The organism is Pseudomonas sp. H3_C08 (genome assembly GCF_054669455.1).
In genome coordinates, this window is sequence record NZ_CP162803.1 from 1,863,818 (window position 1) to 1,877,455 (window position 13,638).

At 60.2% G+C, this 13,638-nt stretch carries 8 protein-coding genes; 7 read left to right on the top strand and 1 reads right to left on the bottom strand.

From position 1 onward, the window contains the following. Positions 1 to 63: 63 nt before the first annotated feature. Positions 64 to 489 carry a YciI family protein gene (locus AB4N74_RS08665; RefSeq protein WP_095126253.1) on the bottom strand — a complete coding sequence of 142 codons (426 nt, stop codon included), beginning with the start codon at positions 487 to 489 and terminating at the stop codon, positions 64 to 66. Between the two features lie 131 nt (positions 490 to 620). On the opposite strand from AB4N74_RS08665, the gene AB4N74_RS08670 reads away from it, so the two are divergent. From AB4N74_RS08670 to AB4N74_RS08700, 7 genes are all read left to right on the top strand, one after another. Then, the gene (locus AB4N74_RS08670) at positions 621 to 1,064 is read left to right on the top strand and encodes an SRPBCC family protein (RefSeq protein WP_460099443.1); all 444 of its coding nucleotides are present in this window, start codon (positions 621 to 623) and stop codon (positions 1,062 to 1,064) included. A 246-nt stretch (positions 1,065 to 1,310) separates the two neighbouring features. Beyond that, positions 1,311 to 1,811 carry a thiol peroxidase gene (tpx, locus tag AB4N74_RS08675; protein ID WP_186624725.1) on the top strand — a complete coding sequence of 167 codons (501 nt, stop codon included), beginning with the start codon at positions 1,311 to 1,313 and terminating at the stop codon, positions 1,809 to 1,811. Positions 1,812 to 1,986: 175 nt separating this feature from the next. After that, entirely contained in the window at positions 1,987 to 3,294 is a 1,308-nt protein-coding gene (locus tag AB4N74_RS08680; protein ID WP_460099446.1) for an MdtA/MuxA family multidrug efflux RND transporter periplasmic adaptor subunit, read from the top strand. Further along, complete coding sequence (locus AB4N74_RS08685; protein WP_258709819.1) at positions 3,291 to 6,392, top strand: MdtB/MuxB family multidrug efflux RND transporter permease subunit; 3,102 nt, start codon at positions 3,291 to 3,293, stop codon at positions 6,390 to 6,392. Before AB4N74_RS08680 ends, AB4N74_RS08685 begins: the two co-directional genes overlap by 4 nt. A 142-nt stretch (positions 6,393 to 6,534) precedes the next feature. Next, entirely contained in the window at positions 6,535 to 9,642 is a 3,108-nt protein-coding gene (locus AB4N74_RS08690) for an efflux RND transporter permease subunit (RefSeq protein ID WP_460099450.1), read from the top strand. Next, complete coding sequence (locus AB4N74_RS08695; RefSeq protein ID WP_460099452.1) at positions 9,639 to 11,111, top strand: efflux transporter outer membrane subunit; 1,473 nt, start codon at positions 9,639 to 9,641, stop codon at positions 11,109 to 11,111. The genes AB4N74_RS08690 and AB4N74_RS08695 overlap by 4 nt, the downstream gene beginning before the upstream one ends. A gap of 342 nt (positions 11,112 to 11,453) precedes the next feature. Further along, positions 11,454 to 13,535, top strand: a complete 2,082-nt coding sequence (locus tag AB4N74_RS08700; RefSeq protein WP_460099454.1) for a putative bifunctional diguanylate cyclase/phosphodiesterase — start codon at positions 11,454 to 11,456, stop codon at positions 13,533 to 13,535. The last annotated feature ends 103 nt before the right edge of the window (positions 13,536 to 13,638 follow it).

A 13,638-nucleotide genomic window follows, 5' to 3' on the forward strand; every position in this document is an offset into this window, starting at 1 on the left:
TTGGCGTCTGAAAACAAGATCAAAAGATCGCAGCCTTCGGCAGCTCCTACACGGGATATCCGGTTAGCCGTTTTTCTTGGCCTGTTCGCGGACACGCTCTTCCTGTTCCCGCGCCTCCGGGGTGAACTCAGCGCCGAAGTCTTCTGCAGAAAATATCTGGCGGATTTCAATATCAGAATCGCCTGACATTGGGTTGGGGCAGCGCTTGACCCATTCGATGGCTTCTTCTTTTGATTTCACTTCCCAGATCCAGTAGCCCGCCACCAGTTCTTTGGTTTCGATGAACGGCCCGTCGATAACCGTGCGTTTGTCCCCGGAGAAATGCACGCGAGCGCCTTTGCTGCTCGGGTGCAGGCCATCGCAATCGATCAGGATGCCGGCCTTGACCAGTTCTTCGTTGAAGTTGCCCATCGCGGTGATCAGTTCTTCGCTGGGCATGATGCCGGCTTCCGAATCGGCGCTGGCTTTGACAAGGATCATGAAGCGCATGGCGGTTACTCCGTGAGTTTGGTGGGATTCATTGCTTAGTCGAACGGGCCGGGGTTGAATCGACAGGCTTTTAAATAAAAGATGCAGGCCTGCGTTTTGACAAGCATCCCTGCATACGGAATGTGTCGGCCATGCCAATCCTCGAACTCAGCACATTGATCCCCGCCCGCACGCCGGCCGAGGTACTCGACTTCTGCCTTGATGGGGTGAATTTTCCGAAGATCTTCCCGGAACGCATCACGCCGCTGGGCGATGTCGACCTGAACGATCTACGGATCGAAGCCGGGCGCCAGTTCCGCTTTCGGCACTGGATGTTCAACCTGATTCCGGCGACCTGGACGGTGCTGATCCGCGAAGTGGGTGAAGCACATTTCATTGATGAAATGCTCAAGGGGCCGCTGCGTGCCTTTCGTCATGAACATCGGGTAGCCGCGGGAGAGGGCGGTACGCTTTATACCGACCGGGTGACGTACTCGGCGATTGGTGGAGCGTTCAGCGAGCGCTTGTTGGTTGACGCTTATATGCGGCGGATTTTTCAGGCGCGGCATCGCAACATGCTGCAACTGCTCCAGTAACACCTCAAATCTAATTGTAGGAGTGAGCCTGCTCGCGATAGCGGTGTGTCAGTCAACATCTGCGTGTATGACAGACCGCCATCGCGAGCAGGCTCACTCCTACAGGAGAATGGTTGTGGTTTTGTATACAATTTTTCGCGCAGGCACCCAACAATTTCCAAACAGGGCATAGGTCGTCGGACAATTTCGTGGTTAACTTCGGCCTCTTGCATGCTTTCCAATCAAAACATCAGAAGGACTCAAGTCATGGCTCAAGTCACCCTTAAAGGCAATCCGGTTCAAGTCAACGGCCAGTTGCCACAAGCCGGTTCCAAGGCGCCAGCCTTTTCTCTGGTTGCCGGCAATCTGTCTGACGTCACCCTGAAAGACTTTGCCGGCAAGCGCAAAATCCTCAACATCTTCCCAAGCGTCGACACCCCGACCTGCGCCACTTCCGTGCGCAAGTTCAACGCTCAGGCCAACGACATCGCCAACACCGTGGTGCTGTGCATCTCGGCTGACCTGCCGTTCGCGCAAGCGCGTTTCTGCGGCGCCGAAGGTCTGGAAAACGTACAAAACCTGTCGACCCTGCGCGGCACCGAGTTCATCGAGAACTACGGCGTGGCCATCGCTGACGGCCCGCTGAAAGGCCTGACCGCTCGCGCCGTTGTGGTGCTGGACGAAAACGACAACGTCCTGCACAGCGAACTGGTCAAGGAAATCGCTGAAGAGCCTAACTACGAAGCGGCACTGTCCGTTCTCAAGTAAGCGCTTTTACAATTGTTAACGGCCTGGCCCTGTCCAGGCCGTTTTCATTTGTGTATCAGTGTTTTGCCTCACACCTTGAAACGTAAGGTGTAAGTAAATTGCCGGTAAAGCTGCTTTGCTAATTCCCCACCAGTGCTTATCGTTCAGCCTCCCGTAAAAGAAGCCCACGCGCCCAATGGTTAATGACTCCATGCAATCGTCCCCTCGTAACTCCCGTCGCTGGCTGATCAGCCTGCTGGTCTTGTTGGTGATCGCCGTCCTGTGCTGGAAATTCTGGCCCGCCGGTTCAGCCCACAAAGAGGGCGCTGACAAGGCGGCGGCCGGGCACACCGGGCGTTCGGGGATGATGCGGCCGGGCTTCGGAGGCGGCACCGGGCCGATTCCGGTGCGCGTGGCGCCGGCGGTTACTGGCGACTTCCCGCTGTACTACAAGGCGCTGGGCACGGTGACCGCGCTCAACACCATCAATGTGCGCAGCCGGGTGGGCGGCGAGCTGGTCAAGATCAATTTCGAAGAAGGGCAGATGGTCAAGGCCGGTGACCTGTTGGCCGAGATCGACCCACGCCCGTACCAGAACGCCTTGCTGCAAGCCGAAGGCACTCTGCTGCAGAATCAGGCACAACTGAAAAACGCTCAGGTCGACGTCGAGCGTTATCGCGGTTTGTACAAAGAGGACAGCATCGCCAAACAGACGCTGGACACCGCCGAAGCGCTGGTCGGTCAGTATATGGGCACGGTCAAGACCAACCAGGCCGCAGTCAACGACGCCAAGCTCAATCTCGAATTCACCAAGATCCGCGCGCCGATTGCCGGTCGTGTCGGCCTGCGCCAGGTCGACGTCGGCAACCTGGTGACCGCCAACGACACCACGTCCCTCGCGGTGATCACCCAGACGCAACCGATCAGTGTGGCTTTCACCTTGCCGGAAAACAGCCTGGAAACCGTGCTCGCCCGCTATCGCAGCGGCGCCAAGCTGCCGGCGGAGGCGTGGGACCGCGGCGACAGCAAACTGCAAGCCACCGGCGTTCTGCAAAGCCTCGACAACCAGATCGACGTTGCCACCGGCACCTTGAAGTTCAAGGCCCGCTACGATAACCGTGATCAGGCGCTGTTCCCCAACCAGTTCGTCAACGTTCACTTGCTCGCTGACACTCTGAAAGGCGTGGTGCTGGCACCGTCGGCGGCCATCCAGTTCGGCACCAACGGCACCTTCGTCTATGCACTGGATGGCGCCAAGAAAGTCACCATTCGCCAATTGAAGATCGGCGCCAGTGATGGCGAAAACACCGTGGTCACCGAAGGCCTGGCTGCCGGCGACCGCGTGGTGCTGGAAGGTACTGACCGTCTGAAGGAGGGCAGTGAAGTGGAAGTGGTCAACGACAGCAATCAAGTGCCGACCACCCCGACCGAACACCTGCAAGGCAAATCTGCCGCCACCCCGACTGACGCTGCTGTCACCGACAAGGCCAAGAAGGGCGCATGAACATTTCGCGGCTGTTCATCCTCCGACCGGTAGCCACCACCCTGAGCATGCTGGCCATTGTTCTGGCCGGCCTGATCGCTTACCGCCTGCTGCCGGTGTCGGCGCTGCCACAGGTTGATTACCCGACCATCCGCGTCATGACCTTGTATCCCGGCGCCAGCCCTGATGTGATGACCAGTGCCGTGACTGCACCGCTTGAGCGGCAGTTCGGGCAGATGCCGGGCTTGACGCAAATGGCCTCGACCAGTTCCGGCGGTGCGTCGGTGCTGACCCTGCGTTTCAGCCTCGACATCAACATGGACGTCGCCGAACAGCAGGTGCAAGCCGCGATCAACGCCGCGACCAACCTGCTGCCGACCGATTTGCCGGCACCGCCGGTGTACAACAAGGTCAACCCGGCGGACACCCCGGTCCTGACCCTGGCGATTACCTCGAAAACCATGCTGCTGCCCAAGCTCAATGACCTGGTCGATACGCGCATGGCGCAGAAAATCGCCCAGATCAGCGGCGTCGGCATGGTCAGCATTGCCGGCGGCCAGCGTCAGGCCGTGCGCATCAAGGTCAACCCGGAAGCGTTGGCGGCCAACAGCTTGAACCTGGCGGACGTGCGCACCTTGATCAGTGCTTCCAACGTCAACCAGCCGAAGGGCAACTTTGACGGCCCGACGCGGGTGTCGATGCTCGACGCCAACGACCAACTGACCTCGCCCAAGGATTACGCCAACCTGATCCTCGCCTACAAGAACGGCGCGCCGTTGCGGCTCAAGGACGTGGCGGAAATTGTCGATGGCGCCGAGAACGAACGTCTCGCTGCGTGGGCCAACCAGAATCAGGCGGTATTGCTGAACATTCAGCGTCAGCCGGGTGCCAACGTGATCGAGGTGGTCGACCGTATCAAGGCGCTGCTGCCGAGCATCACCGACAACCTGCCGGCCGGCCTCGAAGTGACGGTGCTGACCGACCGCACGCAGACCATCCGCGCCTCGGTCACTGACGTGCAACACGAATTGCTGATCGCCATCGCCCTGGTGGTGATGGTGACGTTTCTGTTCCTGCGGCGCGCCAGTGCCACGATCATTCCGTCGGTGGCGGTGCCTCTATCGCTGATCGGCACTTTCGGCGTGATGTATCTGGCCGGCTTCTCGGTCAACAACCTGACCTTGATGGCGCTGACCATTGCCACCGGTTTTGTGGTCGATGATGCCATCGTCATGCTCGAGAACATTGCGCGTTTCATCGAAGAGGGCGACAGCCCGATGCAGGCCGCGCTCAAAGGTGCCAAGCAAATTGGTTTCACCCTGATTTCCCTGACCCTATCGCTGATCGCAGTATTGATTCCGCTGTTGTTCATGGCCGACGTGGTCGGGCGGCTGTTCCGCGAGTTTGCCATCACCCTGGCCGTGGCGATCCTGATTTCGCTGGTGGTCTCGCTGACCCTGACGCCGATGATGTGCGCGCGTCTGCTCAAGCGTGAACCGGAAGAACACGAGCAGGGCCGTTTCTATCGGGCCAGTGGCGCGGTGATTGACTGGATGATTGCCGAGTACGGGCGGATGCTGCGCTGGGTACTCAAGCACCAGCCACTGACCTTGCTGGTGGCCATCGCTACGCTGGGGTTGACCGTATTCCTTTACATGGTTGTGCCGAAAGGCTTCTTCCCGGTGCAGGACACCGGGGTGATTCAGGGCATCTCCGAAGCGCCGCAATCGATTTCCTTCGCGGCGATGGGCGAGCGTCAGCAGCAACTGGCGAAAATCATTCTTGAAGATCCGGCGGTGCAGAGCCTGTCGTCTTACATCGGTGTCGACGGCGATAACGCCACGCTCAACAGCGGCCGCTTGCTGATCAACCTCAAGCCCCATGGCGATCGCGATCTAAGCGCCACTGAAGTGATTGCGCGCCTGCAACCGCAATTGGACAAACTGGTCGGCATCCGCCTGTTCATGCAGCCGGTGCAGGACCTGACCATCGAAGACCGTGTCAGCCGGACCCAGTATCAGTTCAGCATGTCCTCGCCGGATTCCGAACTGCTCAGCCAGTGGAGCGGGCGACTGGTCGAAGCGCTAGCCCAGCGGCCGGAACTGACTGACGTTGCCAGTGATTTGCAGGACAAGGGCCTGCAGGTTTATCTGGTGATCGATCGCGATGCCGCCTCACGCCTTGGTGTTTCGGTGGCGAACATCACCGATGCGCTCTATGACGCTTTTGGCCAGCGGCAGATCTCGACTATTTACACCCAGGCGAGCCAGTACCGCGTGGTGCTGCAAGCCCAGGCCGGAGAGAAGATCGGCCCGCAGGCGCTGGACCAGATTCACGTCAAGACCACCGATGACGCGCAGGTACGCCTGTCGAGTCTGGCTCATATCGAGGAGCGTCAGGCGCAACTGGCGATCACCCATATTGGCCAGTTCCCGGCGGTAATGATGTCGTTCAACCTCGCGCCCGGTGTGGCGCTGGGGCATGCGGTCGACATCATTGAACAGGTGCAGAAGGACATCGGCATGCCGGTCGGCGTGCAGACCCAGTTCCAGGGCGCGGCCGAAGCGTTCCAGGCTTCGCTGTCGAGCACCTTGCTGCTGATTCTGGCGGCGGTGGTGACCATGTACATCGTGCTGGGCGTGCTGTACGAGAGCTACATTCACCCGATCACCATTCTCTCGACCTTGCCGTCGGCGGCCGTCGGTGCTTTGCTGGCGTTGCTGCTCAGCGGCAATGATCTGGGCATGATCGCGATCATCGGCATCATCCTGCTGATCGGTATCGTCAAGAAAAACGCGATCATGATGATCGACTTCGCCCTCGATGCTGAGCGCACGCAAGGCATGGCGCCGGAACAGGCGATCTATCAGGCGGCGCTGTTGCGCTTCCGGCCGATTCTGATGACCACGCTGGCGGCGCTGTTTGGTGCGGTGCCGTTGATGCTCGCCACGGGCTCAGGTGCTGAATTGCGTCAGCCGCTGGGTCTGGTGATGGTCGGCGGTTTGCTGGTCAGCCAGGTACTGACGCTGTTCACCACGCCAGTGATCTACCTGTATTTCGACCGCCTCGGCCGGCGCTTTGGCAAGACTAATGCGGATGCCGAAGAGGTGTCGGTATGACTGTCCGAACACATAACCCCTGTAGGAGTGAGCCTGCTCGCGATGAGGCCGGCACCTGCAACATCAATGTAAACAGACACACCGCTATCGCAAGCAGGCTCACTCCTACAGGGGATTGGTGTGACGTTGGGGATCGCGGTCAATGAACCTCTCCGGTCCTTTCATCAAGCGCCCGGTCGCGACGATGCTGCTGAGCCTGGCGATCATGCTGCTCGGCGGTGTCAGCTTCGGCCTGCTGCCGGTTTCGCCACTGCCGCAAATGGATTTCCCGGTGATCGTCGTGCAGGCGAGCCTTCCCGGCGCGAGCCCGGAGGTCATGGCGTCCACCGTGGCCACACCGCTGGAGCGTTCCTTCGGCGCAATCGCCGGCGTCAACACCATGAGCAGCCGCTCCAGTCAGGGTTCGACCCGGGTCATTCTGCAATTTGATCTCGACCGCGACATCAACGGTGCTGCGCGGGAAGTGCAGGCGGCGATCAACGCTTCGCGCAATCTGTTGCCAAGCGGCATGCGCAGTATGCCGACCTACAAGAAGGTCAACCCGTCGCAGGCACCGATCATGGTGCTGTCGCTGACCTCCGATGTGCTGGAAAAAGGCCAGCTCTACGATCTGGCCTCGACCATTCTGTCCCAGAGCCTGTCGCAAGTGCAGGGCGTCGGTGAAGTGCAGATCGGCGGCAGTTCGCTGCCGGCGGTGCGCATCGAGCTCGAACCGCAGGCGCTGAACCAGTACGGTGTAGCGCTCGACGATGTGCGCAAGACCATCGCCGATGCCAACGTACGCCGGCCGAAGGGTTCGGTCGAGGACGGTCAACGCCTGTGGCAGATCCAGGCCAATGACCAGTTGGAGAAAGCCAAGGATTACGAGTCACTGATCATCCACTACGCCGACGGCGCCTCGCTGCGCCTCAAGGACGTGGCCAAGGTCAGCGACGGCGTTGAAGACCGCTACAACAGCGGCTTCTTCAACGATGACGCGGCGGTGCTGCTGGTGATCAACCGCCAGGCTGGCGCCAACATCATCGAGACGGTCAACGAGATCAAGGCGCAACTGCCGGCTTTGCAAGCGGTGTTGCCGGCCAGCGTAAAGCTGAATCTGGCCATGGACCGCTCGCCGGTGATCAAGGCGACGCTGCATGAAGCCGAGATGACCTTGCTGATTGCCGTGGCGCTGGTGATTCTGGTGGTATTCCTGTTCCTCGGTAACTTCCGCGCCTCGCTGATTCCGACACTGGCCGTGCCGGTGTCGCTGGTTGGCACCTTTGCGGTGATGTACCTCTACGGTTTCTCGCTGAACAACCTCTCGCTCATGGCGCTGATCCTCGCTACAGGATTGGTGGTGGACGACGCCATCGTGGTGCTGGAGAACATCTCGCGGCACATCGACGAAGGCGTCAAACCGATGCAGGCCGCGTACCTCGGGGCCAAGGAAGTCGGTTTTACCTTGCTGTCGATGAACGTTTCGCTGGTCGCAGTGTTCCTCTCGATCCTGTTTATGGGCGGGATTATCGAGAGTCTGTTTCGCGAATTTTCCATCACCCTGGCGGCGGCCATCGTCGTATCGCTGGTGGTTTCGCTGACGTTGACGCCGATGCTTTGCGCCCGTTGGCTGAAGCCGCACACGCCGGGGCAGGAAAATCGCCTGCAACGCTGGAGCCGCCGCACCAACGACTGGATGGTCGGCAAGTACGCCACCAGCCTCGATTGGGTGTTGCGTCACCGCCGCTTGACGTTGCTCAGCCTGCTGATCACCGTCGGCGTCAACGTCGCGCTGTACGTGGTGGTGCCGAAAACATTCATGCCGCAGCAGGACACCGGCCAATTGATCGGTTTCGTGCGCGGTGACGACGGCCTGTCGTTCAGTGTGATGCAGCCGAAAATGGAAATCTTCCGCCGCGCGGTGCTCAAGGACGAAGCAGTGGAAAGCGTCGCCGGGTTCATTGGCGGCAGCAACGGCACCAACAACGCGTTCATGATTGTGCGTCTAAAACCGATCAAGGAGCGGCAACTGTCGGCACAGAAAGTCATCGAGCGTCTGCGTAAGGAAATGCCCAAAGTGCCCGGTGCGCAGTTGATGCTGATGGCCGACCAGGATCTGCAATTTGGCGGCGGTCGCGAGCAGACCAGTTCGCAATACAGCTACATCCTGCAAAGCGCCGACCTCGGCGAGTTGCGTAAATGGTTCCCGAAAGTGGTCGCGGCATTGCGAGCCCTGCCCGAACTGACCGCCATTGATGCCCGAGAAGGCGCCGGGGCGCAACAAGTGACGCTGATTGTCGACCGCGACCAGGCCAAACGCCTCGGTGTCGACATGAACATGGTCACGGCGGTTCTGAACAACGCCTACAGCCAGCGGCAGATCTCGACGATCTACGACAGCCTCAACCAGTATCAGGTGGTGATGGAGGTCAATCCGAAATACGCCCAGGATCCGGTGACGCTCAAGCAAGTGCAGGTGATCACCGCTGACGGTGCGCGGGTGCCGCTGTCGACGTTCGCTCATTACGAAAACAGCCTGGAAGACGACCGCGTCAGCCACGAAGGCCAGTTCGCCTCCGAAGACATTTCCTTCGACATGGCCGAAGGCGTGACGGTGGAGCAGGGCAGTGCCGCGATCGAGCGGGCGATTGCCAAGCTCGGCCTGCCGGAAGACGTCATCGCGAAAATGGCCGGCACTGCCGACGCCTTCGCCGCGACGCAGAAGAGCCAGCCGTTCATGATTCTCGGCGCGTTGCTGGCGGTGTATCTGGTGCTGGGCGTGCTGTATGAAAGCTACATCCATCCGCTGACGATTCTGTCGACCCTGCCGTCGGCCGGTGTCGGTGCGTTGCTGTCGATCTATGCGCTGGGCGGCGAGTTCAGCCTGATCTCGCTGCTCGGGCTGTTCCTGCTGATTGGCGTGGTGAAGAAAAACGCCATTCTGATGATCGACCTTGCGCTGCAACTGGAACGGCATCAGGGCCTTACCCCGCTGGAATCGATCCGCAGCGCCTGTCTGCAACGGCTACGACCGATCCTGATGACTACGCTGGCGGCGATTCTCGGTGCCTTGCCATTGCTGCTCGGCCGGGCCGAGGGCGCGGAAATGCGCCAGCCGCTGGGCCTCACCATCATCGGCGGGCTGATCTTCAGTCAGGTGCTGACGCTTTACACCACGCCTGTGGTTTACCTCTATCTCGACAAGCTGCGCCATCGTTTCAACAAATGGCGTGGCGTGCGTACTGACGCCGCTCTGGAAACTCCGCTATGACTGACCGTTCGCTTATCAATCTGGCCACTGTTCGGGGCTCGCGCTTGCTGAGCCTGTCACTGTGCGTGGCGATGCTCAGTGCCTGCGCCGTCGGCCCGGACTATCAACGCCCGCAGACGGCCGAAATCTCCCAGTATAAGGAAGCCGCTGGCTGGACCCAGGCCAACCCGAGCGACTCGCTGGCCCGTGGTGCGTGGTGGGAGTTGTATGGCGATCAGCAGCTAAACGGGCTGATCGAAAAACTCAACAATTCCAACCAGACCGTCGCGCAGTCGGAAGCCCAGTACCGCCAGGCTCAGGCCTTGGTGCGCAGTGCCCGTGGCGCGTTTTATCCCAAAGTAGACTTGAGCCTGGGCAAGACCCGCTCCAGTCAGGGCACCGGCAGCAGCAGTTCGAGCCTGAGCAGTTCCTCCAGTGGCATCCGCGACACCTATAACGCCGAACTTGGCGTCAGTTGGGAAGCCGATGTCTGGGGCAAATTGCGCCGTGGTCTGGAAGCCGATGAGGCCAGTGCTCAGGCCAGTTTTGCCGATCTGGCCGCCATGCGCCTGAGCCAGCAGTCGGAGTTGGTGCAGAACTACCTGCAACTGCGCGTGATCGATCAGCAAAAACGCCTGCTCGAAGCCACGGTTGCCGCTTACGAACGTTCGCTGAAAATGACCCAGAATCAGTACCGCGCCGGGGTTTCCGGGCGTGATGCAGTGGCGCAGGCGCAGACGCAACTGAAAAGCACCCAGGCTGATCTGGTCGACCTGATCTGGCAGCGCGCGCAGTTCGAAAACGCCATTGCCGTGCTGACCGGGCAGGCGCCGGCGGACTTCAACATTGCCGAAGTACAGACCATTCCAAAGCTGCCGCAGGTGCCGTTGAGCCTGCCCTCGCAGTTGCTTGAGCGGCGTCCGGACATCGCTTCGGCAGAGCGTTCGGTGATTGCCGCCAACGCCAATATCGGCGTGGCCAAAGCGGCGTATTACCCGGACCTGAGCCTGAGTCTGAGCGGCGGTTACAGCAGCAGTACCTCGCAGAACCTGGTCAGCCTGCCGAACCGCTTCTGGTCGGTGGGGCCAAAACTGGCGCTGCCGTTGTTTGACGGTGGCATTCGTTCGGCAGAAGTCGACCGCACTGAAGCGGCCTACGACCAGACCGTGGCCAAGTACCGCCAGACTGTGCTCGACGGTTTCCGCGAGGTGGAAAACTACCTGGTGCAACTCAAGGTGTACGAAGACGAAGCGGCGGTGCGCCAGGAAGCCCTCGATGCGGCCCGCGACTCCCTGCGCCTGACGGAAAATCAGTACAAGGCCGGGTTGATTGCCTACATCGATGTGGTGGTGGTGCAAGCGACGGCGTTGAGCAATGAGCGCAATGTGCTGAATATTCTGCAAAGCCGCTTGATTGCCAGCGTGCAACTCATCGCAGCGCTGGGCGGCGGTTGGGACGGACAACTGGATGTCAGCGATAACACCCGCTGAAGGTTGGCTTCACTGATCGTTCCCACGCTCCGCGTGGGAATGCCTCAACGGACGCTCCGCGTTCGGCTTTGAAGGGACGCGGAGCGTCCCGGGCTGCATTCCCACGCGGAGCGTGGGAACGATCAACGCGCCTATTCGCGAGCAAGCTCGCTCCCACAGTAAGCGCGCCAGTTGCAGAAAGGCCCATTCCAGAGCCTCGTCGAGCGATCAAACAAACGTTTCATCGGCTTGATGGCCAATTGATTACTTTGTCAGTGCGTTCTTCTGCGTAATCAGTACAATCGCCGCATTTGCCCGACCGAGAATGGACGCAGTCCGCGTTGGGTGGCCACGAGAAATCCCATGCTCATCGGTAGCTATTCCTCCACCCTGGTTTTTATTTCGTTGTGCGTGGCGATTCTCGCTTCCTACACTGCGCTCGACCTCACCGGTCGCATTGCCACGGCCAAGGGCCGTGCGGTGCATTTCTGGAACGCCGGCGGTGCGTTTGCCATGGGTATCGGCGTCTGGTCGATGCATTTCATTGGCATGCTCGCCTTCAAACTGCCGATCGACCTTGGCTACGACATCACCCTGACCGCGTTTTCACTGTTGATTGCCGTGTTGTCCTGCGGGTTCGCCTTGTGGCTGGTCAGCCAGCCGAAACTGCCGGTTCTGCAACTGGCCTTCGGTGCGCTGATCATGGGCGCCGGGATCAGTGCCATGCATTACACCGGCATGGCGGCGATGCGCATGACGCCGGGGATCGACTACGACCCGACGCTGTTCGGCGCTTCGTTGCTGATTGCGGTCGGCGCATCGGCAGCGGCGCTGTGGATTGCCTTTCGCCTGCGTAAGCACTCGCCGTATGTGCGCCTGATTCGCGGCGGCGCAGCGGTCATCATGGGTATCGCCATTGTCGGCATGCATTACACCGGCATGGCCGCCGCGCAATTTCCAGACGGCAGTTTCTGCGGTGCCACCGTCAACGGTTTGAAGGGCAGCGGCCTCGACAGCCTGGTGCTGATCACCACGCTGGCGGTGCTGTCGATTGCCTTGCTCACCTCGATCCTCGACGCACGACTTGAAGCGCGCACTGCCGATCTGGCGCATTCGTTGACCGTCGCCAACCGTGAACTTACGCAGTTGGCCCTGCACGACACCCTGACCGGCCTGCCGAATCGCATGTTGCTCGACGACCGGATCAATCAGGCGATGAAAAAGGTCAACGAGCAGGGCGGCTGCTTTGCCTTGATGTTCATCGATCTGGACGGCTTCAAACCGGTTAATGATGCGTTCGGCCATCACATGGGGGATCAGTTGTTGCGCGAAGTCGGCGTGCGTCTGCGTGAAGACTTGCGCAGCCTCGACACGCTGGCGCGGATCGGTGGCGATGAATTCGTGTTACTGGTGCGCCTCAGCGAACCCAATGATGCGCTGGGACTGGCGGCGCGTCAGGTCGGTCTGATCGCACAATCATTCCGCGTTGCCGAGCATGACTTGCAGATCTCCGCCAGCGTCGGCATCGCCCTGTACCCGGGTAATGGCCAGACCGCGCAGGAACTGCTGATGAACGCCGACGCGGCGATGTACCACGCCAAGGGCGGCGGCAAAAACGGTTACAGCTTTTTCGATGCGTCGATGAACAACAACGCGCGCAAGCAGTTGCAGTTGTTGCAGGACCTGCGCGCGGCGCTGGAACACAGTCAGTTCAGCTTGCATTACCAACCCAAGTTCGACGCCGCCAACGGCCGTCCGGTCGGGGCTGAAGCGCTGTTGCGCTGGGAGCACCCGATCCACGGCATGCTGATGCCGGACAAGTTCATTGACCTGGCCGAGAAATCCGGGCTGATCATCCCGATCGGCGACTGGGTGCTCAACGAAGCCTGTCGCCAGATGCGCGAATGGTATGTGCTCGGTTACACCGATTGGCGTATCGCGGTGAACCTGTCGGCGTTGCAGTTCTGCCACACGGGACTGGTGCGCAGCGTGGCCAAGGCGCTGGCCACGCACCACTTGCCGGCCAACAGCCTGACTCTGGAAATCACCGAAACCACGGCCATGAGCGATGCCGATGCGAGCATGATGGTGTTGCAGGAACTGTCGGACATGGGCGTCGACCTGTCGATCGATGACTTCGGCACCGGTTATTCCAGCCTGATGTACCTCAAGCGATTGCCGGCCAACGAGCTGAAGATTGATCGCGGTTTTGTGCGCGATCTGGAGCATGACAGCGACGATGCGGCGATTGTCTCGGCGATTGTCGCGTTGGGGCAGGCACTGGGTTTGCGCATTGTCGCTGAAGGTGTCGAGACCGGTGTGCAGCAGGCGTTTCTGACTCAACTGGGCTGTGATTCGTTGCAGGGTTATCTGCTCGGGCATCCGATGCCGGCGGACAAATTCATGCGGGATATTGCGCGGGGTGAGCAGTCAGCGGTGGTCTGATCGACCGCGTTATCGTTCTTCGCGAGCAAGCTCGCTCCCACATTTGGAATGCATACCCCTGTGGGAGCGACGGTGCGACGATTCGACCTGCTCGCGAAGGCGT

Bases quoted from the DNA above. Each gene is read 5' to 3' on its own strand.
- AB4N74_RS08690 (WP_460099450.1), top strand. From the start codon at position 6,535: ATGAACCTCTCCGGTCCTTTCATCAAGCGCCCGGTCGCGACGATGCTG.
- AB4N74_RS08685 (WP_258709819.1), top strand. From the start codon at position 3,291: ATGAACATTTCGCGGCTGTTCATCCTCCGACCGGTAGCCACCACCCTG.
- AB4N74_RS08695 (WP_460099452.1), top strand. From the start codon at position 9,639: ATGACTGACCGTTCGCTTATCAATCTGGCCACTGTTCGGGGCTCGCGC.
- AB4N74_RS08670 (WP_460099443.1), top strand. From the start codon at position 621: ATGCCAATCCTCGAACTCAGCACATTGATCCCCGCCCGCACGCCGGCC.
- tpx (WP_186624725.1), top strand. From the start codon at position 1,311: ATGGCTCAAGTCACCCTTAAAGGCAATCCGGTTCAAGTCAACGGCCAG.
- AB4N74_RS08665 (WP_095126253.1), bottom strand. From the start codon at position 489: ATGCGCTTCATGATCCTTGTCAAAGCCAGCGCCGATTCGGAAGCCGGC.
- AB4N74_RS08680 (WP_460099446.1), top strand. From the start codon at position 1,987: ATGGTTAATGACTCCATGCAATCGTCCCCTCGTAACTCCCGTCGCTGG.
- AB4N74_RS08700 (WP_460099454.1), top strand. From the start codon at position 11,454: ATGCTCATCGGTAGCTATTCCTCCACCCTGGTTTTTATTTCGTTGTGC.